Source organism: Cupriavidus sp. PB-02 (assembly GCF_058252315.1).
Map to the genome: position 1 here is coordinate 2,635,814 of NZ_CM177695.1, position 24,502 is coordinate 2,660,315.

Below are 24,502 nucleotides of genomic sequence, written 5' to 3' on the forward strand. Positions count from 1 at the left end.
CAAACACAGGCCTCCAACCCGCCTCCCCGTTTGACCCCAGTCAATCCCACACCGCCAGTGTTTCACCATGATGACCCCAGACGCCAGGTGCCCAACACACACCCCAAGCACCGCGACCTAGCTTTCCTCAACCCGCTGACCCACAGCATCATGAAAGCAAAAAGCCGGCTGTACCCCGCAATCGCGGCAATACCGCTCTCACTCTGTCTGGGACTACCACAGGCAGCCACCACCGCGTCAACGGCCGCACCCAAGGCCGAACAGAAAGCAGCAATCCCCACCCTCACCGCCACCGAATTCGACCACGCCAGGCAGATCTACTTCGAGCGCTGCGCCGGCTGCCACGGCGTGCTGCGCAAAGGCGCCACCGGGAAGCCGCTGACGCCTGACATCACCCGCGCACGCGGCACTGAATACCTGAAGATTTTCATCAAGTACGGCAGCCCCGCCGGCATGCCGAACTGGGGCACCTCCGGCGACCTCTCCGATAAGGAGGTCGACTTGATGGCCCGCTACATCCAGCTCGATCCCCCGACACCACCCGAGTTCTCGCTGGCCGATATCGAGAAAAGCCGCAAGGACATCATGCCGGTGGCCCAGCGCCCGACGAAGAAGATGAACCAGTACAACCTGGACAACCTCTTCTCGGTCACGCTGCGCGATGCCGGCGAGGTGGCGCTGATCGATGGCGACAGCAAGCAGATCATCAATATCGTCAAGACCGGCTATGCCGTGCATATCTCGCGCATGTCCGCATCCGGGCGCTACCTGTATGTGATCGGCCGCGACGCGCGGCTGGACCTGATCGACCTGTGGCTGCCCAAGCCTGACATCGTTGCCGAAGTGAAGATCGGCATGGAAGCGCGTTCGGTCGAGACCTCCAAGTACAAGGGCTATGAAGACAAGTACGCGGTAGCAGGCTCGTACTGGCCGCCGCAATACGTGATCATGGAAGGCGACACCCTCAAGCCGCTCAAGGTCGTCTCCACCCGCGGCATGACGGTCGACAACGAGTACCATCCCGAGCCGCGCGTGGCCTCGATCGTGGCCAGCCATTTCCATCCGGAATTCGTGATCAATGCCAAGGAGACCGGCAAGATCCTGATGGTCAACTACTCCGACCTGTCCAACCTGAAGACCACCACCATCGATTCGGCCAAGTTCCTGCATGACGGCGGCTTCGATTCCACCGGCCGCTACTTCCTGGTCGCGGCCAATGCGTCGGACAAGATCGCAGTGGTCGATACCAAGGAAGACAAGCTGGCCGCGCTGATCGAAGTAGGCAAAACCCCGCACCCGGGGCGCGGCGCCAACTTCACGCATCCGAAGTTCGGCCCGGTCTGGGCCACCAGCCACCTCGGCGACGAAGCCATCAGCCTGATCGGCACCGACCCCGCCGGCCATCCGGCGCAGGCGTGGCAGGTGGTGCAGACCCTCAAGGGCCAGGGCGGCGGTTCGCTCTTCATCAAGACGCACCCGAAGTCGTCCAACCTGTGGGTGGATACGCCGCTGAACCCGGACGCCAAGCTCAACCAGTCGGTGGCGGTGTTTGATACGCGCAACCTGGAAGGCGGCTTCAAGGTGCTGCCCATCGCCGACTGGGCCGAGCTGAAGGGCGCGGGCGCCAAGCGCGTGGTGCAGGCCGAGTACAACAAGGCCGGCGACGAAGTCTGGTTCTCCATCTGGGGGACCAAGGACGGCGAATCCGCGCTGGTGGTGGTCGATGACAAGACCCGCACGCTCAAGACCGTGATCAAGGACAAGCGCCTGGTCACGCCGACCGGCAAGTTCAACGCCTACAACACGCAGCACGACGTCTATTAAGCCAGCGGCCTCGCACCGCCTCTGCGGTGCGAGGCCCAAACGCCATTCCCACAACGGAGAAAACCATGCGAACACAACAAACCTTGCCTTCCCTGCTGGCGGCCGTCGGCTGCGCCCTGTTGCTCGGCGTTGCCATCCCCGGTGTTGCCCACGCCACCCAGCAGCTCGCGTCCAGCAAGGCCTGCCTGTCATGCCACGGTATCGACAAGAAGATGATCGGACCCGCCTTCAAGGACATCAAGGGCAAGTACGCCGCCAGGAAGGACGGCCAGGCGCATATGGTCCAGTCCATCATGAAGGGCAGCAACGGCCAGTGGGGCCCGGTGCCGATGCCGGCCAACGCGGTCAGCGACGCTGAGGCCAATACGCTGGCCAAATGGATCCTTTCGCTCTGAGCCGGCATGTCGTGCTGGCGGCGCTGGCCGCGGCCATGCTGGGCGCCGCGCCCGCTGCGTTCGCCCAGCCTGCGCCCACGCGGAAGGCGCAGCTCGCGCACTGGCTGCGCGATGACTGCGGTGCCTGCCACGGCATGACGCTACGCGGCGGGCTGGGTCCGCCGCTGACGCGCGAGGCGCTGGCCGGCAAGCCGCGGGAGAGCCTCGTCGCCACCGTGCTTTACGGCCGGCCCGGCACCGCGATGCCGCCCTGGCAACCCTTCATGACGCAGGATGAAGCCCAATGGCTGATCGATCGACTCCAGGCCGGCAACCCGCCGGCCGTGGCGCCACCGGCAAACTGATCCGGGGCATTGCGGCGGCCCTCGGCGCAATGCTCGCTGCGACGCTGCTGGCCGCCTGCGCCACCACCGTGCGCGGCACCGGCGATCTCGGCGTGGTGGTGGAGCGCGCTGCCGGCCGGCTGCAGATCGTCGAAACCACCGGCATGACGCGGCTGGCCACGGTGGACGGTTTGGGCGACCTGTCGCACGCCAGCGTGGTGTTCTCGCGCGATGCGCGCTACGCCTATGTGTTCGGCCGCGATGGCGGGCTCACGCGCGTGGACCTGCTCAGCGCGCGCATTACCCACCGCATGCTGCAGGCCGGCAACAGCATCGGTGGCGCGATCTCGCAGGACGGTCGCGTGGTGGCCGCGCAGAACTACGCGCCGGGCGGCATCCGCTTGTTCGACGCACAGACACTTGAGCCGCTGGCGGACCTTCCGGCCATCGGCAACGATGGGCGCCGCGCCAAGGTGGTGGGCCTGGCCGACCTGCCCGGCCGGCGCTTTGCCGCGAGCCTGTTCGAGTCCGGCGAGATCTGGATCATCGACGCGGCCGACCCGCGCCATCCGCAGGTGACGCGCCTGCCCGCTGGCCGCGAGCCGTACGACGGGCTGGTCACGCCCGATGGCCGCTGGTACCTGGCGGGTCTGTTCGGCGAAGACGGCCTGGCCCTGGTCGACCTGTGGCAGACGCCGCCGCAGGCGCGACGCATCCTGTCCGGCTATGGCCGCGGCAGCACGCCGATGCCGGTCTACAAGATGCCGCACCTGCGCGGCTGGGCCATGGCGCAGGGCCTGGCGTGGCTGCCGGCGATCGGGCGGCACGAAGTGCTGGTGGCCGATCCCGCACGCGGCTGGCAGCAGACGGCGCGCGTGGCGCTGGCCGGCCAGCCGGTGTTCGTCATGGCGCGCCCCGACGGGCGCCAGGTCTGGGTCAACTTTGCCTTCCCCCACAACGACACCGTACAGGTGATCGACACCGCCACGCGCGAGGTGGTGCGCACGCTGCGCCCCTGCCGCGGCGTGCTGCATATGGAATTCACGCCCAAGGGCGAGGCGCTGTGGCTGTCCTGCCGCGACGACAACCGCGTCGAGGTCTACGACACCGCCAGCCTCGCGCGCATCGCCACGCTGCCGGCGGGCAACCCCAGCGGCATCTTCTTCACCGCGCGGGCGCAACGGTTTGGCATGTGAGACGCCATCATGTACGACGAGCGAAACCTCTATGACTGCCTGCAGCGCGACTTCCCGCTGCAGCCCCGCCCCTACCAGGCGCTGGCCGAACGGCTGGGCCTGTGCGAGCACACGCTGCTGACGCTGCTGGCGCGCGACTTCGGCGCGGGGCGCATCAGCCGCGTGGGCGCGGTGTTCGCGCCCAATGTGATCGGCGTCAGCACGCTGGCCGCGCTGTCGGTGCCGCCGGCACAACTGGACCGCGTGGCGGCGCGCGTCAACGCCTGCGCCGCGGTCAGCCACAACTACGCGCGCGGCGGACACCCGTACAACCTGTGGTTCGTCGCCGGCGCGCGCGACCGGCGCCTGCTCGATGGCGCGCTGGCGAGCATTGCCAGCGATGCCGGACAGGCGCCGCTGGATCTGCCGATGGCGCGCGAGTACCACATCGACCTCGGCTTTACGCTCACGCACCGCCCTGCCCGCGGTAACGCGCCGACACACCGGCGCACGCGCGGTACCACACCGCCAACGCCGCCGGTGACGCTGGACGACAACGACTGGCGCCTCGTGGCCGCACTGGAAGCCGGCCTGCCGCTGACGCCCCGCCCGTTCCATGAACTGGCGCTGCGCACGCGCATGCCGCTGCCGCGCATCCTGGAGCGCCTGGCGCAGTGGTCCGCGCAAGGCGTGATCCGGCGCCTGGGCGTGGTGCTGCACCACGGCCGCTTCGGCTATCGCCACAACGCCATGTGCGTGTGGGATGTGCCGGACGCCCGCGTCGACGCCGTCGGCCTGCGGCTGGCCCGGCTGCCGCGCGTGACGCTGTGCTACCGCCGCGTGCGCCGGCTGCCTGACTGGCCCTACAACCTGTTCGCGATGATCCATGCGCGCGACGCGCACGACCTGAAGCCCGCGCTGGAACATATCCGCGCGACCGCGGGCCTGGACCAGACCCCGGGCGCGGTGCTGGTAGGCACGCGCTGCTACCGGCAGCGCGGCATGCGCTATGCCACGCAGGTGGCGGCATGACTGTCCACTGCGATCCGCTCGACGCGCTGGACCGCCGCATCGTCAACGCGCTGCAGCGCGGCCTGCCGCTGGTGCCGCGCCCGTATGCCGAAGCCGCCGCCGCGCTCGGCATTGCCGAGGCCGAGCTGCTGGCGCGGCTGCACGCGCTGCTCCAGCGGGGCGTCCTGACCCGCTTCGGTCCGCTGTACCAGATCGAGCGCGCGGGCGGCCGCTTCGTGCTGTGCGCCTGCCACGCACCAGCCGATCGGCTCGAAGCGGTGATCGCGGCCATCAATGCCCATGCGGAAGTCGCGCATCACTACGCCCGCACCCATCATCTGAACCTGTGGTTCGTGCTGGCCGTGGCGCGCGCACAGGACGTGGCGCCCACGCTCGCGCGCATCGCCGCGAGGGCCGGCGTCCAGGTCCTGCCGTTCGCCAAGGAACGCGAGTTCTTCGTCAACCTCTACCTGCCCGCCTGATGCCCGACCCTGACGCTCCTACCGACCCCGCGGGCCCGCCCGATGCCATCGACCTTGCCCTCATTCGCGCCACCCAGGCCGGCCTGCCACTGGTGCCCGCGCCCTATGCCGAGGTCGCGGCCGGCCTTGCCCTGAGCGAGGCAGAAGTCATCGCCAGGCTGGCGGCGATGCAGGCGCGCGGCGTGCTGCGCCGCATCGGCGCGGTGCCCGACCACTACCGGCTGGGCTGGCGCGCCAACGGCATGACCGTGTGGGACGTGGACGATGCCCGCGTCGATGCGCTGGGCGAGCGCATCGGCGCGCTGCCCTTCGTCAGCCACTGCTACCGCCGCCCGCGCCACCTGCCGCACTGGCCCTACAACTTGTTCGCGATGGTCCACGCGCGCACGCATGAAGACGCGGCGCCGCAGATCACCCGCATCGCTGCGCTGCTGGGCGATGCCTGCCGGGCGCACGACGTGCTGTGGTCGACCCGCATCCTGAAGAAAACCGGCCTGCGCCTGCCGCCGGCCGCACCAGCCAACCAGGAAACCCGCTGATGTTCCGCCTGTCCCGCTTCATGGAAGCCCTGCGCGATGCCGGGCCGGTACCGCCGGCGCGCAAGCCCGCCGGCCCGGTGGTGATCTGGAACCTGATCCGCCGTTGCAACCTGAACTGCCGGCACTGCTACGCCACCTCGGCCGACACCGACTTCAAGGGCGAGCTGGATACCGCCGAGGCACTGCGCGTGCTGGCGCAGCTGCACGCCGCGCGCGTGCCGGCGCTGATCCTGTCCGGCGGCGAGCCGCTGCTGCGCCCGGACCTGTACGAGATTGCCGCACGCGCACGCGAACTCGGCTTCCACCTGTCCTTGTCCTCCAACGGCACGCTGCTCGATGCCGGCCATGCCGCGCGGCTGGCCGCGGCCGGCTTCGACTATGTCGGCGTCAGCCTGGACGGGCTGCCTGCCACGCACGACCGCTTCCGGCGCAGCGATGGTGCTTTCGGGCAGGCCCTCGCCGGACTGCGCGCTGCACGTGCGGCCGGGCTGCGCGTGGGCGTGCGCATGACGCTGACCGAAGCCAACGCTGCGCAGTTGCCGGAACTGGTGGCGCTGAACGAGCGCGAAGACATCGACAAGTTCTACCTGTCGCACTTCAACTACGCCGGCCGCGCGCGCAGCCACCGCGCCGAAGACGCGCACCACGCCCGTACCCGCGCCGCGCTCGACTGGTTGTTCGAGCACGTCTGGCAGCGCGCACAGCAAGGCCATGCCGGCGACTTCGTCACCGGCAACAACGATGCGGACGGGGTCTACCTGCTGTACTGGATCGCGCGGCGTTTCCCGCAGCGCGTGGCCGATATGCGCCGACGGCTGCAACACTGGGGCGGCAATGCCACCGGTGTAGGCGTGGCCAATATCGACAACCTCGGCAATGTCCACCCCGATACCATGTGGTGGCACGTAACGCTGGGCAATGTGCGCGAGCGCCCGTTCGGCGAGATCTGGGCCAGCCGCGCCGATCCACTGATGGCGGGCCTGGCCAGCACGCCTCGTCCGCTGCAAGGGCGCTGCGCCACCTGCGCGCATCGCGCGATCTGCAACGGCAATACGCGCGTGCGTGCGTTTGCGCTGACCGGCAATCCCTGGGCAGAAGACCCAGGCTGCTACCTGAGTGATGCGGAGATCGCGCACGGCCCCGCCACGGAGGTCGCCGCATGACGACCTTGTTTCGATGGCTGGGCGCGCTGGCAATGGCCTGCGCCATGCAGGCTGCCCATGCGGCCGAACCGGCCCTGGTGTACCGCCAGCACTGCGCCGCCTGCCACGGCGCCGACCGCCTCGGCGGCATGGGTCCGGCGCTGCTGCCGGAAAGCCTGGAACGGCTGCGCGCCAGCGAACTCGACAGCGTGCTGCGCGATGGCCGCGCCGCCACGCAAATGGCCGGCTTCAGCGGCACGCCGGCCGAGCCGGATTTGCAGGCGCTGGCGCGCTGGCTGCGCACGGCGCCCGCGGCGGCCCCGCAGTGGAACGAGGCAGCCATCCGCGCCAGCCACATCGTCCACCACGCGCCGGGCAGCCTTCCGGCCCGGCCCGTATTCAGCGCCGATCCGCAGAACCTGTTCGTGGTGGTCGAGGCCGGCACCCACCATATGACGGTGCTCGACGGCGACCGGCTTGCACCGATCCATCGCTTTGCCACCCGCTTTGCGCTGCACGGCGGCCCCAAGTTCAGCCGCGACGGCCGCTACGTCTACATGGCCAGCCGCGACGGCTGGGTCAGCAAATACGACCTGTGGAACCTGGCCTATGTGGCGGAAATCCGCGTCGGCCTGAACACGCGCAACGTTGCCGTCAGCGACGACGGGCGCTGGGTGCTGGCCGGCAACACGCTGCCGCGCACGCTGGTACTGCTTGACGCCGGGGACCTGTCGCTGGCGCGGGTGATCGACGTCAAGGGGCGGCAAGGCGAGCTGTCGCGCGTATCGGCCGTCTATGACGCGGCGCCGCGCCACGGCTTTATCGCGGCGTTGAAGGACATCCCCGAGGTCTGGGAGATCCCGTATCCCGATGCCGCCGGCACGCCGCTGCCGACGCTCACACCGCGCGTGATCGCGCTGGACAATGTGCTTGACGACTTCTTCTTCGACCAGCCCTACCGGCATATCCTGGGCGCTTCGCGCAGCGGCGGCGGCCAGGTGATCGACCTCGACGCGGGCCGCAAGGTGGCGGCGCTGGCGCTCGGCGGCATGCCGCACCTGGGCAGTGGCATCACGTGGCAGCGCAATGGCCGTGAAGTGATGGCGTCGCCCGACCTTGGACAGGGGCGCATTACGGTGATCGACATGCAGAGCTGGCAGACCATCGCCACGGTGCCGGCCAACGGCCCGGGCTTCTTCCTGCGCAGCCACGAGAACACCCCGTACGCCTGGGCCGACGCGATGATGAGCCCCCGGCGCGACACGCTGCAGGTGATCGACAAGCAGACCCTGCAGGTGGTGGGCAGCGTCACGCCCGCGCCGGGACGCACCGCGGCGCATGTGGAATTCACGCGCGACGGGCGCTATGCGCTGGTCAGCCTGATGGAGCGCGACGGCGCCATCGTGGTCTATGACGCCGCCACGCTGCAGGAAGTGAAGCGCATCCCGATGGACAAGCCCATCGGCAAGTACAACGTGTTCAACAAGACCACGCGCTCGGCCGGCACCAGCCACTGAAGCGGTGTGGCAGGAGTCCCAAGTGAACCCTCCCCTGAAGCCCGGCAAGGTCTGGCTCGTCGGCGTCGGCCCCGGCAGCCCGGACCTGGTCACGGTACGCGCGATGCGCGCGCTGGCCGCCGCCGACGTGTGGCTGGTTGACGACCTGGTGTCGCCGCAGATGTCGTGCTACGCCAGCCCCGGCACCCATGTCGAGTGGGTCGGCAAGCGCGGCGGGCGCTGCTCGGTCAGCCAGACGCGCATCCAGCAACTGACGCTGGCGCACGCGCTGGCCGGCCGCACCGTGGCGCGCGTCAAAGGCGGCGATCCGCTGCTGTTCGGCCGCGGTGGCGAGGAGGCCGCCTTCCTGCACGCCCACGGGGTGCCGGTGGAAGTGGTCAACGGCATCAGCAGCGGCATGGCCGCGGCGCAGGCGCTGGGGATTGCGCTCACGCACCGCGCGCACTGCCACGGCGTGACCTTCGTCACCGGCCATACCAGCGAGCACGGCTCGCCCGACTGGCAGGCGCTGGTGCGCGGCGGCACCACGCTGGTCATCTACATGGGCATGAGCCGGCTTGCGGCAATCCGCGACGGCTTGCTGTCGGCAGGCATGCGGGCAGACATGCCGGCCGCGGTGGTGATGCATGCTGGTGGCGAGTGCGAGCGCGCCTGGACCGGCACGCTGCGCACGCTGGCGGATGCGCTCGCGGCGGGGCTGGCGAGCCCGTCGGTGGTGCTGGTGGGCGCCGTGGTGGCCGAAGGCGTGCCGGCTCTTGCCGCATCGCGCTAGGCCCGCGTGCACGGGACTCCCGGTAGCGCGCGGGATATGGCACCATCGGGCACCATCGTTGCCACGCCCCACCCGCATTGGACGCCGAAAGTGGCTGCCTCCACACATCACTCTCCCAAGCTGCACCTGACCGCCGAGCGCGGCTTTGCGCTGCATGAAAGCCGGCAGGCCAGCTTCCGGCGCGAATGGCATACGCACGACTGCAGCATGCTGCTGTGGCCGCGCACTGGCCGCCTGCGCAGCGTTTGGGAAATCGAGCGGAGCGAGCGGGTGCAGCAGGCAGGCCCGGTAGCAGCCATGCTGGTGCGCGGCGGCGCCGTGCTGCTGCCGGCATCTACGCGGCATTTCACCGCGGCCGAAACCGGCCGCCAGCATCACGGCGAACTCTACCTGCCGCCCGACCGGTTGCGCGGGCACCGGCACTACGGCGCGCTGCGGCTCGACGGCGCGGCGCTGGCGATGCTCGAGGCGCTGCTGGCACCCGCGCTGGCACCGGCTAGCGCCGAACTGCTGGTGCGCGCGATCGTCGGCCAGGTCATGGCCAGCCCGGTGCTGCCGCTGCCCGAAGAGCCGGCCTCGCTGGCGCTCCGACTGGTGCGCTGTTTCACGGCGGCGCTGGAGCGCGAGCAGCCGCTGCCGTCGATCGATGCCGTCGCCTGCAGCCTGGGCGTGTCGGCGCGGCAGCTGCAGCGCGCCTGCCAGCTGGAATTCGGCGCCAGCCCGGTGGCGGTACGGCGGCGCGTGCTAGCCACGCATGCCCGCACCCTGCTCGCCGAAGGCCAGCCGGTGGCGCGCGTCAGCGAGCGCCTGGGCTTTGCCAGCAGCGGCCACCTGGCGCGACTGCTGCGCGAGGTGCCGCCCGCGCGCTGAGCGGGCGGGCATCGGCTCAGCCCTGCGTCTGCGCGGCCAGGCAGGCCTCCAGTTCGATCTCGATCCACGCCCCGTCAGGCAGGCTCGCCACGCCCACGGCGGTGCGCGCCGGGAACGCTTGGGCAGGGAACGCCCGCGCCAGCACCGACGAAGCGGCATCGAGCACCAGCGAGAGCCGCGTGAAGTCCTCATGCGCGCGGATAAAGCCGCGCAGCCGCGTGACCTGCCGCACGCCGGCCAGTTGCCCGCCGGCTGCGGCCCGCAGCGCGGCGAGCGCATTCAGCATCGCCACTTCGGCCGCGCGGCTGGCGGCCGCGATATCGTTCTCCGTGACGCAGCAGCCGGCCATGGCAATGCCATCGCGCCGGGGCGTCTGCCCGCTGAGGCTGACGCGGCCATCGACCACGCAGGCCGGCGCGTAGCTGCCGCGCGGCAGCGGCGCGGGCGGTAGCACGAAGCCCGCGGCCACGAGCCGCGCTTCCGGTGTCGGCGCATTCATGGCGTGCTCCACCGGACCGCGCCGCTGAGCCAGCAGCCCTCGACCGTGCGATCCGGGCCGAGGCGCGGCGCCACCAGGATCTCCGACGGCCGGCCCATGCTCTCGCCCTGGCGCACCGCCAGCACCAGCGCATCGCCGCCGGGCGCGGCGGCCAGGTGGCCCCACAGCGCGGCTGCGGCAATGCCGGTCGCCGCGTCCTCCGGGTAGCCGGATGCACGGGGGAACTGCCGCGCATGCACGGCACGCGTGGCCGGCGCCGCGGGTGGATCCTCCGGCGCGCCCGGGGCGTAGGGATAGAGGCCGGTGGATCCGATCGCTTCGCACAGCGCCTCCACCTCTGCGAACCTCGGTTGCAGCGCGGCCAGCGTGGCCACATCCGGCAGCGCCACCAACGTCTTGACGCGGCTGGTGGCCGCATTGGTCATCGGGTACGCGGCGGCATGCGCGGGCAGCCCCAGCACGGCAGCCACGGCGCGGCGCTGCGCTTCGTCCAGCGGCTGTGTCTGAACGCGCGGCTGCGAGATCCACACCCGCTGCGCAGCCTCGTCCCAGCGCGCGTGGACCACGCCGCTCAGGGTCTCGATGCGCGCGGCCGGCGTGCGCCAGCGGCCCCACTGCCGCAGCGCCCACAGCGCGCCCACGGTGGCGTGGCCGCACATCTCCATCTCGTGCCGCGGCACGAAGAAGCGCAAGCGCAGGTCGGCATCGGCGCGCGTGGGCGGCAGGATAAAGGCGGATTCGTGGCCGTGGCGGGCGGCGACCTGCTGCATCTCACTGTCGCGCATGCCGCTCGCGTCCGCGACCAGCGGCACCGGGTTGCCGCCGCCCGGGGCGCGCACGAACACATCGATCAGTGTCTCGGCGCCGCGCGCGGGAACGATGGGTGGCGTGGGCTTATTCAATCGTCGCTCCCACCGAACGGGCGATCGCGCCCCAGTACGGAATGTCGTGCTGAACCGTGGCCAGCATCTCCGCAGGCGTGCCGGCGCGTGCGGTCACGCCCTTGTCCGCCAGCTCGCGCACGGTGTCCTTGTCGGCCAGCACCCTGTTGAGCGCCTGGTTCATGTGCGCCACCACCGCCGCCGGCGTGCCGCGCGGAAACACCAGCCCATACCAGAGCTGTTGCGAGAAGCCCTGCACGCCCTGGCTGGCAAAGGTCGGCACGCCGGGCATCAGCGGCGTGGCCGCGGTGGTGGCGACGGCAGTGAGCTTGTTGGCGCGGATATACGGCGCCAGGCCGACGGGGTTGTCGAACATCAGCTGCACCTGGCCGCCGATCAGGTCGGTATAGGCCGGCGCCGCGCCGCGGTACGGCACATGCGTCAGCGGCACTTTGGACAGCGCCTGGAACTGCGCGCCGATCAGGTGCGATACCGTGCCCACACCCACCGAGCCGAAGCTGTGCGGGGTCTTGTCCTGGCGCAGCTTGTCGAGCAGCGTCTTCATGTCCGGCGCCTGCAGCGCGCGGTTGACCGCCAGCACGTAGGGCGAGGTGCCGAGGAAGCCGGCATAGGCAAAGTCGGTAGCGGGCTTGTACGGCAGGCGGGGATAAACACTGGCGCTGACCGCATGCGTACTGGTGGTGGCCACGCCCACCACATAGCCGTCGGGCGCGGCACGCGCGACGAAGGTGGAGCCGATGGTGCCGCCGGCGCCGCTGCGGTTGTCGATCACGACTGGCTGGCCCAGCTCGGCCTGCAGTTTGGGCTGGACGATGCGCACCAGCAGGTCGGTGCCGCCGCCGGCCGGGAACGGGACCACCAGCGTGACCGGCTTTACCGGCCAGTCCTGAGCGCCGGCACTGCCGGCGTGGACAACACAGAGCGCCGCCAGCAGGCAGGCTGGGACGCGGGGCATGAGGGATGGCGCGGTTGCCATGGGCGTTCTCCTTGAATGAACGCCTCGAGTCTAGGGAGCGCCCCGGCCACGGCCAAACCGATATGCGACAGGCATCGATCCAAAATCGGACTGCCTGCCGTCCCGGCGCAATCAGATGGCGGCCCTGGCGGTCAGCCAGCCCTCTTCCGTGCTCGCGGCCGCGACCTGGCTCGCGATCGTGTCGCCCAGGCGCGTGGCATCGGCATAGACGGAGTCATGCTTCACTTCCGAGACGCCGTGCACGCCCGCGCCGCCTGCAGCGGCCATCGCCAGGTGGCCGGCGGCCGCACCGATGCCGGCGGTTTCCGCCACGCCCGGGATGTTGCCACTGTCGGCATCGGCGACGAAGCTCTGCAGCGGCACCGCGACGCCGTTGGCCGGCTTGTACGAGATCCGCACGTCGGCGCCGACTTCGCTCTTGCCAGCACACAGCCCAATCAGCAGCCGGCGGCGGCCGCTGCCTTCATCGATCTTGCGAAAGTCGCCCGCGACGATCAGCGCATTGGCGCCGGCCGGCACCGGTGCGTCCGAGCGCACCGCATTCAATCCCTTGGCCTTCAGTTGGCTCACGATCTCGTCGGCGACCTGCTCGCGTGCTTCCGCCGCGGCCCGCGACTGCGCGCCGGCGGACGAGCCGCCCGTCGCCATCATGCTGACCTTCTGCGCGAGGCCGCCATCCAGCTGCACCTGGCCGGCATCGGCGTCGAACGCGCGGACCACGATGACGTCCGCGTGCACCGGCTGCAGCAGGCCCGTCTGGCTGATGCCGGTAACGCCGGCGCTGGCGCAGCCCGCGCTCAGCATGGCGGTGGCGGCAAGCGCGGCGATGGTCAGGCGTTTGGTCTGGGTGGCGATGGTCTGGATGGGGTTGCGCATTTGTGGATCCTTCTTTGGCACGTCGGTGCCGTCGGTGATGGGGGAAAGCTGTCACCGACAATCGTTCGACTACAAGTCGCAAACCATCGGAGAGCCTGTCATCGCGCTGTGCGCTTCGGTTTTTCCGGGCGCTGCATCGCGGTGACCGAAGTATCGGAAAAACCCCGGGGATGCGCCATGTGGGAATTATTTCGCGCGATGTCACGGCGCGATGCCATGCGCGCGCGCCCTCGCGCTAGGCGGAGGGGGCTTGCAACGGCAGCGCCACCACGGCCTCGAGGCCGCCACCATCGCGTGCGCGAAACTGCAGCGAACCGCCATGCAGGCGCGCAATGCGCTCCACGATGGCCAGTCCCAGGCCGGTGCCGCCGGCGTGGCCGCGCGCGTTGGCGCCCCGGCTGAACGGCGCCTTGAGCTGCTCCAGCTCCTGCGCAGCAATGCCGGTGCCGCGATCGCCCACGGCCACGTAAGCGCATGCTGCGTCGCGCCAGGTGCGCACGCTGAACCCCGACTTGCCGTACACGACAGCGTTCTGCATCAGGTTCATCAGCAGCCGCATCAGGCTGACCGGCCGGAACGACACCGGCGGCAGCTCGCCCAGCGACAGCTCGAACGCGTGGCCGAGGCCGGCGAAGTCCGATGCGAGTTGCCCGACCAGCGCATTGAGGTCGCCCGGCTGCGGCAATTCCTTCTCGCCACTACCGGCGTAGTCCATGAACTGCTGCAAGATGGTCTCGATATGGTCCAGATAGCCTTCTGCCGACGCCACGAAGGCGTCGTCGGCGCCGCGCGGGATCGCCATCGCCATCGCCAGCCGCAGCTTGGTCAGTGGCGTGCGGATATCGTGCGAGACCCCGGCCAGCATCAGTGCCCGCGTCTGCTCGGCCTGACGCAACGCCTGCGTCATCTGGTTGAAGGCGCTGCCGACCTGCGCGATCTCGGTGGGGCCGTCGGTGGGCAGCGGCGGCGGCGTTTCGCCCGCGCAGATCTGGCGCGCCGCGTGCGCGAGGTCCTGCAGCGGGCGGTTCAGGTGCCGCTGGAGCAGGTAGCCGGTCAGTGCCGCCAGCAGCGCCAGCGCCAGGGATAACGCCAGCGCCGTGACGATGCCGCCGGCGCGTGCATCCTCGGTCATCGGCAGTGCGATCCAGCGCGGCGAGCCGGCCACATGCAAGCGGATCCACAGGCGCTCGCCGTCGCCGCTCTGCCAGCGCACCGGCATGTCGGGTGGCAGCTGGCGGCGCAAGGCTTCGAGGAAGACGTCGCGCTGCCAGGTGCGCATCAGGTGCGCCAGGTCCGGCGCGGGCGCCGGCGCGGCGTGGGCGGGGTCCTGCAGCTGCGCGCCCAGCCGCGCGGCAGCCGCGCCGCCGGCCCCGGGCGGCAACGTGGCCAGCACGCCGTCGAGCGTCTTCACATAGTCGGCGAAGATGATGGCAGCGCGCTCGATGCGCGGGCGCTGCACGAAATGCAGCAGCACGCTCAGCGAGCACGCCTGCGTAATGGCCACCAGCGCCACCAGCAGCGCGATATTGCGCGCCAGCAGCGAGCGCGGCAGCAGGCGCATCACGATTCGACGCCGGCCACCAGCATGTAGCCGACGCCCCACACGGTCTTGATAAAGCGCGGCTTGGACGGATCCGCTTCCACGATCTGGCGCAGCCGCAGGATCTGCACGTCGATGCTGCGGTCGAGCGCATCGTGGTCGCGCCCGCGTGCGCGGGCGAGCAGGTTCTCGCGGCTGACGGCCCGGTTCGGCGACGACCCCAGCGCGTGCAGCAACAGCATCTGCGCGGAATGCACCTCGACCAGCTCGCCGGCGCGCATCAGGGTCTGCTTGCCGACATCGAAGGTGAAGTCGCCGAAGCGCAGCGTCTGCGTCGTGACGGTCGGATCGCCGGCCGCGATCTTCTGCCGGCGCAGCAGCGCGCGGATGCGCGCCACCAGCTCGTCCGGCACGAAGGGCTTGGCCAGGTAGTCGTCGGCGCCGGTCTCCAGGCCCGCGACGCGGTCGACCGGGTCGCCCTTGGCGGTCAGCATCAGGATCGGCAGCGTATGGCCCTCGGCGCGCAGGCGCCGGCAGATGGTGAGGCCGTCTTCCGGCTCCATCATCAGGTCCAGCACCAGCAGGTCGTGGGGCTCGCGCTGCAGGTACTTGTCGAGCTGCTTGCCGTCGGCCACCGCGCGCACGCGGAAGCCGTGCCCCGACAGGAACCGTTGCAGCATGTTGCGCAGCTCGGCTTCATCGTCGAGCACGACAATCCTGTTCACCTGTTCCATGGTGGGTCTCCGGCGATGCCGGCCTCCGGTGCCAACCTTCAGCGCGACATCATCTTCTGCCTCATGAACGCTTCGATCTGCGGCAGCGTCACGTAGCCGGCGCGCTGCGTGTCGATCTGGTCGAAGTGGCTGGCAACCATCGGCATGCCTGCTGCGGCCTGTGCGCGGGTCAGCTTGCCGTCGCGCGTGGTATTGGCACTGGCAAAGCGCGCCTGCAATTGCTGCAGCGCACGCTCCACGCGCGGGCCGCCGGCTGCCGGCATCTCGGCACTTTGCGCGGACGCGCCTGCTGAAACAATACACAACATAAGCACTGCAATCATCTTCTTCATGATGGACTCCGTGGGGTAGCCGGCCATGCCGGCGGGTGGATGGAAACCTGATGGCCCTCAGGCCAGGTGGGCGGGCACCCAGACGGCGCCGGCCCAATGGCCAGGCACCAGCACCGCCGCCCTGACCGGACGGGCGACGTAGACGGCGCGCGGCGCGACATAGACGGCACGCGGCAGCGGCGCGGACCGGACCACCACGGTCGGCAGCGGCGCGGTGGCCACCACGACCCTCGACGGCGGCGGCGGCACGACAACGCTGGCCGGCGGCGCGGCGACCACCACTTTGGCGGGCGGCGGCACGTAGACCGTGGCCGGCACGGGCGGCGGCACATACACCGTTGCCGGCGGGGGCGGCGGCGTCACTACCACTGGCGGCGTGCTGACGGCCACCGTCGCACCGACCGCCGTCATGCTGGCGCCGGTGGTCACCGTGGTGCCGTGGACCACGGTGGCACCGCTGCCGGTGGTGACGACGCCCGGCGCGACCTGGGTAGCACTGCCCGAATGGGTGACGGTGCCGCCCTGCGCACCGGTCACGGTGCCGTAGCGGTTGCAGGTCGACCCGGCGCAGCTCGTCGAGGCCGCATGGCCGGCGGTATTGCCATTTGCGCCAGTGACGGTGCCCGACGACGAGTACTGGCCGACGCCTTCACGCGTCACGCTGCCCGAGGTGGTGGCGGTCTGGCCGTTGGGCCCGGTCAGGTCGCCGCTGTGCGAGCAGGTGTCGCCGGCGCAACTGGTGCTGCCGTCGTGCTGCACCGAGCGGCCGTTCGGGCCGGTCGCGGTGCCGGCGTTGCTGAACTGGCCCGGCGCGGCGCGGGTCACGGTGCCGGTGTTGGTGGCCAGGCCGCCATAGGGACCGACGACGCCGCCGGCATGCGAGCAGCTGCCGCCACCGCAGGCACCAACGTGTGCGCCGTTGTAGACGCCACGTGAGGTGTAGGCCGTGCCGTGGCCGGACCAGGCGGCGAAGGCCGGGGTACTGGCAAGAATCACCAGCGCGCCGGACGCGATACCGAGCAGGCGCGGCACACGGTGGAAGCGGGAGGGTTGGGTGGGCAGGATTGTCATCGCAGGTCCTTCAGGTTCGGTTCATGCCGCGCACCGTGGCGCGGCGACGGGACGAACTATAGGAAAGGGGCCTGTGTTTTTCGCGGTCGAAAAAATGTCGCGGTGTTACGCCGGCGCGCCCCGCATGCAAGCGCCGGATAGCGCTGCGCATCGCGGCTTTTCATGGCCTGCCGCCACGCCGCCGGCCATGACATACGGCGAAATATTTCCTGCATGGCGCAGCCCGGGCCCACCCACTACATTTGCCTCACCGACGCGGCGACGGCCCCCTCCGCAAAGCAAAGCGTCCCACCTCACTGCACTGGACCCATCATGCACAACCTCGGAAAACTCACCCTCTACGTCACGGCGTTCGTCGTGGCGGTCTCACTGGTCGAAGCCTTCGTGCTGGCACGCAAGGCGCGCCAGCAAGGCAAGGCCTACCCCTGGCATGAACTCGGGATGTCGCTGGCGGACCTCGTCGGGCGCAAGCTGTTCGCGCTGCTGCCGCTGTCGCTGGCCACGCCGATCTTCTCGTTCGCCTGGGAACACCGCATCTTCACGGTCGAGATCAACAGCGCGCTGGCGGTGCTGCTGCTCTTCCTCGGACAAGAGTTCTGCTACTACTGGTACCACCGCGCCTCGCACCGCATCCGCTTCTTCTGGGCGACACACGCGGTGCACCACTCGCCGAACGAACTGACGCTGGGCACCGCCTATCGGCTGGGCTGGACCGGAAAGATCACCGGCACCGCGATGTTCTTCGCGCCGCTGGTCTGGCTCGGTGTTCGTCCTGAAGTCGTGCTGGCCGCGCTGAGCCTGAACCTGCTGTACCAGTTCTGGCTGCACACCACCTGGATCCCGAAGCTGGGCTGGCTCGAATACGTCTTCAACACCCCGTCGGCGCACCGCGTGCACCATGCCTCGAATGTCGATTACCTGGATGCCAACTACGGCGGCGTGCTGATCATCTTCGACCGCCTGTTCGGCACCTACGTAGAAGAACGCGAGGACGAACCCTGCCGCTACGGCCTGGTCAAGCCGACCACCACGCACAACCCGATCGTCAACCAGTTCGAGCACTGGGCCAGCCTGTTCCGCGACATGGCCAATGCCGGCAGCGTGACCAAGGCGGTGGGTTACCTGATCATGCCTCCGGGCTGGGCGCCCGACGGTGGCGGCGAGACCACGGAAAGCCTGCGTCGCCAGGCGGAAGCGGAACGCGCGGTGATGGTTAATGTGAGGTGAGGGGTGGCGGGCCAGTGCCAGCACGACTGGCCCGCTGTCAGCCCGACGGCAAGATCGGGCGGCGACGCAGATGGAGACTATCAAGCGCGGCGATCCCGCGCTTTTTTTGTTTGCGGGTGATGCGCCAGCGTTTCGGCTCGCCAGACTCAACAGCGGTAGGCTGCGCCATCCCGCTCGAGCAAGCGCAGCAGCGCCGTCCACTCGCGATCGAGGTGGACGGTGTCAAGGTAAGCGTAGTCGTCGTGCTGCCTGGCGGCGTGCTCGCAGACTTCAGGCGAAGGGATGATCAATTCCTGCCCCGCGGACAAGGTCGTTACCTGGATCTCGCACGCGCGGTTCAGGTAGAACATCCGGGTAAAGGCCTCGGCGACGGAGCGGCCCGTGGTGAGCAGGCCGTGGTTGCGCAGGATCAGGTAGTCCTTGCTGCCGATGGACTGCACGATGCGTTCGCGCTCGTCCAGCTCCAGCGAGATGCCTTCGTAGTCGTGGTAGGCCACGCGGCCGTAGAACTGCATGCTGATCTGGTTGACGGGAAGCAAGCCGCATTTCATCGCCGCCACGGCCATGCCCGCGGTCGTATGCAGATGCACCACGCACTCGACATCATGACGCGCCATGTGCAGCGCGCTGTGGATGGTGAAGCCGGCCGCGTTGACCTCGAATCGCTCGTCGCCGATCGGCCGGCCGTTCACGTCGATCTTCACCAGGGACGAGGCGGTGATCTCATCGAAGAACCATCCGTGGGGGTTGATAAGGAACTGATCCCCGGTGCCGGGCACGCGAGCGGAAATGTGCGTGTAGATCAGGTCCGTCATCCCGAACTTCGCCGCAAGGCGGTATGCGGCTGCAAGCTGGACCCGCGTATCCCATTCCTCCCTGGACATGTTGCGGGGTACGCGATTGATATGCGGATCGGTCGTCGAGATCATGATGGCGGGTGTCGTCTCTTGTCAGGTATCGAATTGCCGGGAAGCCGGCGCGGGCGGAAATGCGTAAGTGGCTGCCCTGATATTCTTGTCCGCCACGGCACGGGCTGACAAACAAGAAAAACGTCGGGCGAGGGCAAGCCTAGATTTACGGGTCCCATGCCCCGTGCTATAACGGTCGCGGCATCGACGCCCGACGATCACGCCAGGCAAGCTTGCACGGCTGTGCCATCCTCCCCGGGACATGCCGCGACGACTGGCGCACTTCCTGCATAGCAAGGCATTGACTCCCAGCCGAGGTCGACCATCGACCGACCGAGGAGCCCCCGACTCCTCCCGATTCAAAGACCTATGCAATACAGACTGCCGCCCCTGAACACGCTTCGCATTTTCGAGGCCATCTATCGCCGTGGCTCCATCCGCCAGGCCGCCGCCGAACTTTGCCTGACGCCGCAGGCGATCAGCCAGCAACTGAAGATCCTGGAGTCCTCACTGGGGCTGAGCCTGTTCGAGCGCAGTATCCGCAGCCTGACGCCCACCGAAGCCGCCAGGCGTCTCTACGGCCCCGTCAAGCAGGGGCTGGACCAGTTCGCCGAGGGCGTCAGTTCCGTGACCGGCGAAACGGCCAGGAAAAGCCTGTACCTGCATGTGAGCCCCTATTTCGCTACCCACTACCTGGTGCGCAATCTGGGAAACTTCACGGCCGACCTGCCCGAGCTGGAATTCCGCATGTCCGTCGGCGTGGAGATGGTGGACCTCGATCATCAGGGCATCGACGCCGCCATCCATTGGGGCTACGGCGGCAGCAGCGCACTGACCGAGATCCCGCTGATCGAGGATCTGAAAGTGCTGGTCGCCGCCCCGTCGCTACTGGCGCGCCAGCCTATCAGCTCGCCGGAGGACCTGCTGCACCACAGCCTGGTCCTGCCGCTTGCCAGGAACTCGCTGTGGCAAGACACGCTGGAGATGCTGGGGCTTCAGCCGAAGGCCAGCCAGCCTGTCCTGCAACTGCATACCCACGATGCCATGCTCGAGGCGACCCTGGCCGGGCTGGGAATCGGCTTTATTTCCTACCTGGACGCGTTGAAGCATATTGAAGCCGGGCAGCTGGTGGCGCCGCTCGGCGTGGATCTGTTGCGACGGCTGCCCCTGGAGAAGAGCCCGCGCTTCTTTCTCTGCTTCAAGCAGGAGCGCGCGCACGCGCCGTTGCTCAAGCACTTTATCGAATGGCTGCTCGAGTACGTCTGCCAGCCCGAAGTGGTCGGCTACGAATCGAGATGCCGGCAGCGCAATGACCTGGGGCCGGCAGCCGCGTGATACGGCGCCGGCCCCAGGTGGAAGCCGAGGTCTGAGCCGGCCGCTCAGTCGGTTTTGCCTGCCGCCGATGCAAAGGCGTGCGGGTAGTCATGCTCGGCCTGCTGACGGCTCAGGTAGCCGAACGCGACGTCACGCCTGACCAGGTCCTGGGCACGCTCGCTGGCCTGCCCGTTGCCGCCGCCACCAGGCAGGTCAAGCACCAGCCTGCGGCCCGACGGGATCGCTTGCTTGCCCTTGGTCTTCAGGATCGTGCCATCGTCAAGCGCTACTCGGCCGACGGCACCGTCGCCGCCGCCGTTATGGCCCCTCGCGGGGAACGCCACGCGATCGAACATGGCGTTGAGGCTGAACTGGTAACCCTCGCACGCACTGATCTCGATGTGCTGCCCCAGGCCGCCCCGCCACTTTCCCGACCCCGACGAGTCCGGCCGCAGCTCCTTGCGCCAGATCACGATCGGGCCGACGCTCTCGGTCACCTCCACCGACATGGCATGCACCCCGCTCGGGAATGCCGTCGCGCTGAGCCCGTCGCTGGCCGGACGCGCTCCCGTGCCGCCGGTGTTGAACATCAGGACTTCATGCTGGCGCCCGCTGGTCTCGGGGGCGATGCCCTCGAAGCGCATCTGCAGGTTCCACAGCGCACTGGCGCCTTCGGCGGGAACGGTCCGCGGGCACAGCGGCTGCAGCGCGCCCAGGATGACGTCCGGAATCAGGTGACCCAGCACGTGCCGTACCGACACCGGACAGGGCCGCGGCGCGTTCAGGATGCAGCCATCCGGGGCTGAAATGTCGAATGGCAGCAAGGAGCCCCAGTTATTGGGAATGTCCGGTGCGATCGCGCACTTGAGCGCATAGCAGGCGTAGGCCTTGGTGTAGGTCAGCGGCACGTTGATGCCAAAGCGGCTGGTGCCCGAGGTGCCGGCGAAATCCGCATGGAGCGTGCCGGACCGGGCCTCGACCGCCACCTTCAGGTCGATCGGGCGCTCGTAGCCGTCAACCGTCATCGCATAGCGGTGTTGCCCGCCCTGCAGCGCCGCGATGCGTGCCCGGGTGGCCCGCTCGCTGTGAGCGAAGATGAAGCCAGCCAGGGCTTCGAGATCCGGGAGCGAGAATTCGTCCAGCATCGCGTCCAGGCGACGCCGGCCGGTCTCATTGCAGGCCGCGAGCGACTGGAAGTCGCCGATGACCTGGTCTTGCTCGCGCACGTTGGATCGCAGGATCGCAATGAGATCCTGATTGAGCTCCCCGCGCTTGTAGAGCTTCATCGGCGGAATGCAGATCCCCTCCTCGAAGACATCCCCCGCGTCCGGCCCGAAGCCCCTGCCACCGATGTCCACGACATGCGCGGTCGATGCGAAGTAGCCGATCAGGCGGTGCCCTCCGCCGTGCGGGCGGAACACCGGCGTGACCACGGTAATGTCATGCAAATGCCCCGTTCCCATCCAGGGGTCGTTCGTCACCAGCACGTCGCCGGGCTCCAGTCGTGCCGGCTCGAACAAGCGCGCGAAGTGTGCCACCGACTCTGCCATGGAGTTGACATGGCCGGGCGTGCCGGTGACGGCCTGCGCGACCATGCGGCCCTGACCGTCGAAGACCCCGGCGGACAGGTCGCCTGCCTCGCGCACGCTGGTGCAGAATGCGGTGCGCATCAGGGTGATGGCCTGTTCCTCCACCACCGAGATCAGGCGGTTCCACATGATCTGGTGGTGTACGGCGATTTGGTTGCTCATGGTTCCACTCCTCAGTTGCGGCGCTCGATCAGCAGGCTGTCATCCTGCAGCCGCGTGACCCGGTAGTCTGGGCTGACATAGGTAGAAGTCTCGCGTTCGACGACGATCAGCGGCCCGTCGATGCCGACACTTTGCACGAGCTGCCCGCGCTCATAGATGGCACAGCGGTGTTGCTGCCCGGTCTTCGCATCGAAGACATCCCGCCATGCCATGGGCGGCGTGGCGGCCGCGCCCAAGGGCGCCTGTCCGCTGCCGTCAGGCACGCGTTGCGGCGCGTTCCGCCCGGTCCGCAGCGACAGCGACCAGCTGACGACCTCGACGTCGAGGCCGTCGACGGCATGCCCGAACAGCTCGATATAGGAGCAGACGAAGCGGTCGCGCAGCGTTGCCGCGCTGGCCGCGTCAAAGCGTTCGATATCCACGGGGATGGGGATCTCCCAGCCCTGCCCCGCGTAACGCATGAAAGCGCGCAGCTCCCGGATGGTGTCGCCCTGGTAGCCGGCATCGCGCAGGAAAGACGACACCTCCGCCTCCATCTGCCCCAGGAGCCCGGTAACGGTGCCGGCATCGAATTCGCCCAGGCGCATCACGGCGCTGCGCAGCGACTCGTAGGAGAACGGCGCGCGAAGAAAACCGATTGCCGACCCGACTCCCGCTCCGGCGGGCACCAGCAGCCTGCGAATGCCCAGCTTCTCGCACAGGCGCACGGCGTGAAGCGGGGCGGCGCCCCCATAGGCGATCATGGTGTATTGCTCCAGGTCGCGGCCATTCTCGACTGCATGCATGCGCGCGGCGTTGGCCATGTTTTCGTCGACCACTTCCGCAACGGCATGGGCAGCCTGTAGCGGTTCGCTGTCGAGCGGTCCGGCGATGTCGTTGGCCAGCGCGAGCTCCGATGCGGCACGGTCAAGCTGGATGCTGCCGCCGGCAAAGCGGCCGGGATCGAGCTTGCCCAGCACCAGGTCGGCATCGGTGACCGTGGGGCGTTCGCCTCCGCGGCCATAACAAGCCGGTCCCGGCTCCGAACCTGCGCTCGCCGGGCCCACGCGGACCTGTTTCAGGTCGTCGACGTGGGCAATGGAGCCCCCGCCCGCGCCGATTTCGATCATCTCGATCACGGGGATCGAGATCGGCATCCCGCTGCCCTTCTTGAAACGGTAGGTGCGCGCCACTTCAAAGACACGTCCCGTCTTGGGCACCTGGTCCTCGATCAGGCAGATCTTCGCCGTGGTGCCGCCCATGTCGAACGACACTACGTTCGGCAAGGCATGACGGGTGGCGATATGGCTGGCGAAGATCGCTCCGCCCGCCGGGCCGGATTCCAGCAGCCGGACGGGAAACTCGGCGGCGCTGCGCAACGACATCAGCCCGCCGCCCGAGTGGATCAGATACAAGGGGCACCGCATGCCTTCCCGGGCCAGTGCATCGGTAAGCCGGTTCAGGTAAGAGGAAATCAGGGGCTTGACGTAGGCATTCGCGCAGACGGTGTTGAATCGCTCGAACTCCCGGATCTGCGGCGAGACCTCGCTGGAAATGGAGATGGCGATGTCCGGCAGGGCCTGCGCGATGAGATCGCGTACCGCGCGCTCGTGCGCGTCGTTGCGATAGCTGTGCATCAGCCCGATGGCAACGCTTTCGTACTCACCGGCGCGCAGTTTCCGTATCACCTGATCGACACCAGCCTGGGCCAATGGCACCAGTTCCCGCCCCCGCGCGTCCAGCCGTCCGGCTACGGTGAAGCGGTCATTGCGCGGAATCAGCGGGGCCGGCAGTTCGATGCCCAGGTCGTACTGCTCGAACCGCCCTTCGGTACGCATCTCGATAACGTCGCGAAAGCCCTCGGAGGTAATAAAGGCCGTGTGCGCGCCGCGCCGCTCGATCAGCGCGTTGGTGGCGAGCGTCGTGCCGTGGATGATCGTGCCGATCTGCGCCACCGCGATGGCGGCCTCGCGCGCGGCGGCCTTCAGTCCCGCGACGATCGCGCGCTCAGGCATTTCATAGTCGGTCAGGATCTTCGCCGTGTAGATCTTTCCGTCGCACTCCAGGGCGACGTCGGTGAAGGTGCCGCCGATATCGACGCCCGCCCTGATGTTTTGCGTGTTCGTACCCATTGTCTCGATGCCCTTGCCTCAAGTGGTTTGCCGCGACGGGTGCGTTGCACCGATTGCTTCGACGTCGCGATGCAATGCATCTTCGGCGATCGATGTGGCGGGTGACAAACAAGAAATTGATGCGCTAGGGCAAGCCACACTGATCCGGGATAAACCCTAGGCCTGGGCAGAAGCATGGAAGCGAGGCGCGGTCCGGTGGCCGCCATGCACC

The 24,502-nt window shown here is 68.7% G+C and carries 24 protein-coding genes; 13 read left to right on the forward strand and 11 right to left on the reverse strand.

The features are described 5' to 3' along the window. The first annotated feature begins 150 nt into the window (after positions 1-150). The 11 genes from AC10V3_RS32715 to AC10V3_RS32765 all read left to right on the forward strand — a co-directional run bounded on the left by AC10V3_RS32715 (position 151) and on the right by AC10V3_RS32765 (position 10,050). Positions 151-1,824, forward strand: a complete 1,674-nt coding sequence (locus AC10V3_RS32715; protein ID WP_041682217.1) for a cytochrome D1 domain-containing protein — start codon at positions 151-153, stop codon at positions 1,822-1,824. Positions 1,825-1,889: 65 nt separating this feature from the next. Continuing rightward, positions 1,890-2,219 carry a c-type cytochrome gene (locus AC10V3_RS32720; protein WP_022539561.1) on the forward strand — a complete coding sequence of 110 codons (330 nt, stop codon included), beginning with the start codon at positions 1,890-1,892 and terminating at the stop codon, positions 2,217-2,219. Continuing rightward, complete coding sequence (locus tag AC10V3_RS32725) at positions 2,201-2,563, forward strand: c-type cytochrome (protein WP_022539562.1); 363 nt, start codon at positions 2,201-2,203, stop codon at positions 2,561-2,563. The genes AC10V3_RS32720 and AC10V3_RS32725 overlap by 19 nt, the downstream gene beginning before the upstream one ends. Continuing rightward, positions 2,503-3,738 (forward strand): cytochrome D1 domain-containing protein, encoded by a 1,236-nt coding sequence (locus AC10V3_RS32730; RefSeq protein WP_022539563.1) that lies wholly within the window; start codon positions 2,503-2,505, stop codon positions 3,736-3,738. The genes AC10V3_RS32725 and AC10V3_RS32730 overlap by 61 nt, the downstream gene beginning before the upstream one ends. Before the next feature lie 9 nt (positions 3,739-3,747). Next, on the forward strand, positions 3,748-4,749 hold the full coding sequence (ahbB, locus tag AC10V3_RS32735) for a siroheme decarboxylase subunit beta (RefSeq protein WP_022539564.1): 1,002 nt from the start codon (positions 3,748-3,750) through the stop codon (positions 4,747-4,749). Continuing rightward, positions 4,746-5,210 (forward strand): Lrp/AsnC family transcriptional regulator, encoded by a 465-nt coding sequence (locus AC10V3_RS32740; protein WP_022539565.1) that lies wholly within the window; start codon positions 4,746-4,748, stop codon positions 5,208-5,210. The genes ahbB (AC10V3_RS32735) and AC10V3_RS32740 overlap by 4 nt, the downstream gene beginning before the upstream one ends. Then, positions 5,210-5,749, forward strand: coding sequence for a siroheme decarboxylase subunit beta (gene ahbB / locus AC10V3_RS32745; RefSeq protein ID WP_022539566.1), 540 nt, complete (start codon positions 5,210-5,212; stop codon positions 5,747-5,749). The genes AC10V3_RS32740 and ahbB (AC10V3_RS32745) overlap by 1 nt, the downstream gene beginning before the upstream one ends. Then, complete coding sequence (nirJ, locus tag AC10V3_RS32750) at positions 5,749-6,912, forward strand: heme d1 biosynthesis radical SAM protein NirJ (RefSeq protein WP_022539567.1); 1,164 nt, start codon at positions 5,749-5,751, stop codon at positions 6,910-6,912. Before ahbB (AC10V3_RS32745) ends, nirJ begins: the two co-directional genes overlap by 1 nt. Beyond that, on the forward strand, positions 6,909-8,408 hold the full coding sequence (locus AC10V3_RS32755; RefSeq protein ID WP_022539568.1) for a nitrite reductase: 1,500 nt from the start codon (positions 6,909-6,911) through the stop codon (positions 8,406-8,408). The genes nirJ and AC10V3_RS32755 overlap by 4 nt, the downstream gene beginning before the upstream one ends. Positions 8,409-8,430: 22 nt before the next feature. After that, positions 8,431-9,180: a uroporphyrinogen-III C-methyltransferase gene (cobA, locus tag AC10V3_RS32760; RefSeq protein ID WP_022539569.1), complete on the forward strand. Its 750-nt coding sequence runs from the start codon at positions 8,431-8,433 to the stop codon at positions 9,178-9,180. A 90-nt stretch (positions 9,181-9,270) separates the two neighbouring features. Then, positions 9,271-10,050: a helix-turn-helix transcriptional regulator gene (locus tag AC10V3_RS32765; protein ID WP_041682220.1), complete on the forward strand. Its 780-nt coding sequence runs from the start codon at positions 9,271-9,273 to the stop codon at positions 10,048-10,050. A gap of 16 nt (positions 10,051-10,066) precedes the next feature. On the opposite strand, the gene AC10V3_RS32770 is transcribed toward AC10V3_RS32765, so the two are convergent. From AC10V3_RS32770 to AC10V3_RS32805, 8 genes are all read right to left on the reverse strand, one after another. Beyond that, positions 10,067-10,549: a RidA family protein gene (locus tag AC10V3_RS32770; RefSeq protein ID WP_022539571.1), complete on the reverse strand. Its 483-nt coding sequence runs from the start codon at positions 10,547-10,549 to the stop codon at positions 10,067-10,069. Beyond that, on the reverse strand, positions 10,546-11,451 hold the full coding sequence (locus tag AC10V3_RS32775; RefSeq protein WP_022539572.1) for a PhzF family phenazine biosynthesis protein: 906 nt from the start codon (positions 11,449-11,451) through the stop codon (positions 10,546-10,548). The genes AC10V3_RS32770 and AC10V3_RS32775 overlap by 4 nt, the downstream gene beginning before the upstream one ends. Beyond that, entirely contained in the window at positions 11,444-12,427 is a 984-nt protein-coding gene (locus tag AC10V3_RS32780) for a Bug family tripartite tricarboxylate transporter substrate binding protein (protein WP_490923935.1), read from the reverse strand. The genes AC10V3_RS32775 and AC10V3_RS32780 overlap by 8 nt, the downstream gene beginning before the upstream one ends. Before the next feature lie 111 nt (positions 12,428-12,538). Beyond that, positions 12,539-13,303 (reverse strand): DUF4410 domain-containing protein, encoded by a 765-nt coding sequence (locus tag AC10V3_RS32785; RefSeq protein WP_490923936.1) that lies wholly within the window; start codon positions 13,301-13,303, stop codon positions 12,539-12,541. Between the two features lie 235 nt (positions 13,304-13,538). Then, entirely contained in the window at positions 13,539-14,864 is a 1,326-nt protein-coding gene (locus tag AC10V3_RS32790) for an ATP-binding protein (protein WP_022539575.1), read from the reverse strand. Continuing rightward, positions 14,864-15,577 carry a response regulator gene (locus AC10V3_RS32795; protein ID WP_022539576.1) on the reverse strand — a complete coding sequence of 238 codons (714 nt, stop codon included), beginning with the start codon at positions 15,575-15,577 and terminating at the stop codon, positions 14,864-14,866. Before AC10V3_RS32795 ends, AC10V3_RS32790 begins: the two co-directional genes overlap by 1 nt. A gap of 38 nt (positions 15,578-15,615) precedes the next feature. After that, positions 15,616-15,909, reverse strand: coding sequence for an EF-hand domain-containing protein (locus AC10V3_RS32800; protein ID WP_041682223.1), 294 nt, complete (start codon positions 15,907-15,909; stop codon positions 15,616-15,618). Positions 15,910-15,966: 57 nt separating this feature from the next. After that, positions 15,967-16,980 (reverse strand): hypothetical protein, encoded by a 1,014-nt coding sequence (locus AC10V3_RS32805; protein ID WP_022539578.1) that lies wholly within the window; start codon positions 16,978-16,980, stop codon positions 15,967-15,969. A 312-nt stretch (positions 16,981-17,292) separates the two neighbouring features. Between AC10V3_RS32805 and AC10V3_RS32810 the strand changes: the two genes are divergently transcribed. After that, positions 17,293-18,207, forward strand: coding sequence for a sterol desaturase family protein (locus AC10V3_RS32810; RefSeq protein WP_022539579.1), 915 nt, complete (start codon positions 17,293-17,295; stop codon positions 18,205-18,207). Positions 18,208-18,353: 146 nt separating this feature from the next. On the opposite strand, the gene AC10V3_RS32815 is transcribed toward AC10V3_RS32810, so the two are convergent. Further along, a complete protein-coding gene (locus AC10V3_RS32815) occupies positions 18,354-19,136 on the reverse strand; it encodes a class II aldolase/adducin family protein (protein WP_022539580.1) in 783 nt (260 codons plus the stop codon). A 348-nt stretch (positions 19,137-19,484) separates the two neighbouring features. On the opposite strand from AC10V3_RS32815, the gene AC10V3_RS32820 reads away from it, so the two are divergent. After that, positions 19,485-20,450 (forward strand): LysR substrate-binding domain-containing protein, encoded by a 966-nt coding sequence (locus tag AC10V3_RS32820; RefSeq protein ID WP_022539581.1) that lies wholly within the window; start codon positions 19,485-19,487, stop codon positions 20,448-20,450. Positions 20,451-20,494: 44 nt separating this feature from the next. Here the strand turns inward: AC10V3_RS32820 and AC10V3_RS32825 are convergent, their stop codons facing one another. Next, positions 20,495-22,180 (reverse strand): hydantoinase B/oxoprolinase family protein, encoded by a 1,686-nt coding sequence (locus AC10V3_RS32825; protein WP_349607279.1) that lies wholly within the window; start codon positions 22,178-22,180, stop codon positions 20,495-20,497. 11 nt (positions 22,181-22,191) lie between these two features. Further along, positions 22,192-24,291, reverse strand: coding sequence for a hydantoinase/oxoprolinase family protein (locus tag AC10V3_RS32830; protein ID WP_490923937.1), 2,100 nt, complete (start codon positions 24,289-24,291; stop codon positions 22,192-22,194). Between the last annotated feature and the right edge of the window lie 211 nt (positions 24,292-24,502).

Coding starts and splice junctions, on each gene's coding strand:
- AC10V3_RS32825 (WP_349607279.1), bottom strand. CDS start 22,180: ATGAGCAACCAAATCGCCGTACACCACCAGATCATGTGGAACCGCCTG.
- nirJ (WP_022539567.1), top strand. CDS start 5,749: ATGTTCCGCCTGTCCCGCTTCATGGAAGCCCTGCGCGATGCCGGGCCG.
- AC10V3_RS32815 (WP_022539580.1), bottom strand. CDS start 19,136: ATGATCTCGACGACCGATCCGCATATCAATCGCGTACCCCGCAACATG.
- AC10V3_RS32785 (WP_490923936.1), bottom strand. CDS start 13,303: ATGCGCAACCCCATCCAGACCATCGCCACCCAGACCAAACGCCTGACC.
- AC10V3_RS32770 (WP_022539571.1), bottom strand. CDS start 10,549: ATGAATGCGCCGACACCGGAAGCGCGGCTCGTGGCCGCGGGCTTCGTG.
- ahbB (WP_022539564.1), top strand. CDS start 3,748: ATGTACGACGAGCGAAACCTCTATGACTGCCTGCAGCGCGACTTCCCG.
- ahbB (WP_022539566.1), top strand. CDS start 5,210: ATGCCCGACCCTGACGCTCCTACCGACCCCGCGGGCCCGCCCGATGCC.
- AC10V3_RS32795 (WP_022539576.1), bottom strand. CDS start 15,577: ATGGAACAGGTGAACAGGATTGTCGTGCTCGACGATGAAGCCGAGCTG.
- AC10V3_RS32730 (WP_022539563.1), top strand. CDS start 2,503: ATGGCTGATCGATCGACTCCAGGCCGGCAACCCGCCGGCCGTGGCGCC.
- AC10V3_RS32715 (WP_041682217.1), top strand. CDS start 151: ATGAAAGCAAAAAGCCGGCTGTACCCCGCAATCGCGGCAATACCGCTC.
- AC10V3_RS32790 (WP_022539575.1), bottom strand. CDS start 14,864: ATGCGCCTGCTGCCGCGCTCGCTGCTGGCGCGCAATATCGCGCTGCTG.
- AC10V3_RS32740 (WP_022539565.1), top strand. CDS start 4,746: ATGACTGTCCACTGCGATCCGCTCGACGCGCTGGACCGCCGCATCGTC.
- AC10V3_RS32820 (WP_022539581.1), top strand. CDS start 19,485: ATGCAATACAGACTGCCGCCCCTGAACACGCTTCGCATTTTCGAGGCC.
- AC10V3_RS32725 (WP_022539562.1), top strand. CDS start 2,201: ATGGATCCTTTCGCTCTGAGCCGGCATGTCGTGCTGGCGGCGCTGGCC.
- AC10V3_RS32810 (WP_022539579.1), top strand. CDS start 17,293: ATGCACAACCTCGGAAAACTCACCCTCTACGTCACGGCGTTCGTCGTG.
- AC10V3_RS32805 (WP_022539578.1), bottom strand. CDS start 16,980: ATGACAATCCTGCCCACCCAACCCTCCCGCTTCCACCGTGTGCCGCGC.
- AC10V3_RS32755 (WP_022539568.1), top strand. CDS start 6,909: ATGACGACCTTGTTTCGATGGCTGGGCGCGCTGGCAATGGCCTGCGCC.
- AC10V3_RS32720 (WP_022539561.1), top strand. CDS start 1,890: ATGCGAACACAACAAACCTTGCCTTCCCTGCTGGCGGCCGTCGGCTGC.
- AC10V3_RS32830 (WP_490923937.1), bottom strand. CDS start 24,291: ATGGGTACGAACACGCAAAACATCAGGGCGGGCGTCGATATCGGCGGC.
- AC10V3_RS32800 (WP_041682223.1), bottom strand. CDS start 15,909: ATGAAGAAGATGATTGCAGTGCTTATGTTGTGTATTGTTTCAGCAGGC.
- AC10V3_RS32780 (WP_490923935.1), bottom strand. CDS start 12,427: ATGGCAACCGCGCCATCCCTCATGCCCCGCGTCCCAGCCTGCCTGCTG.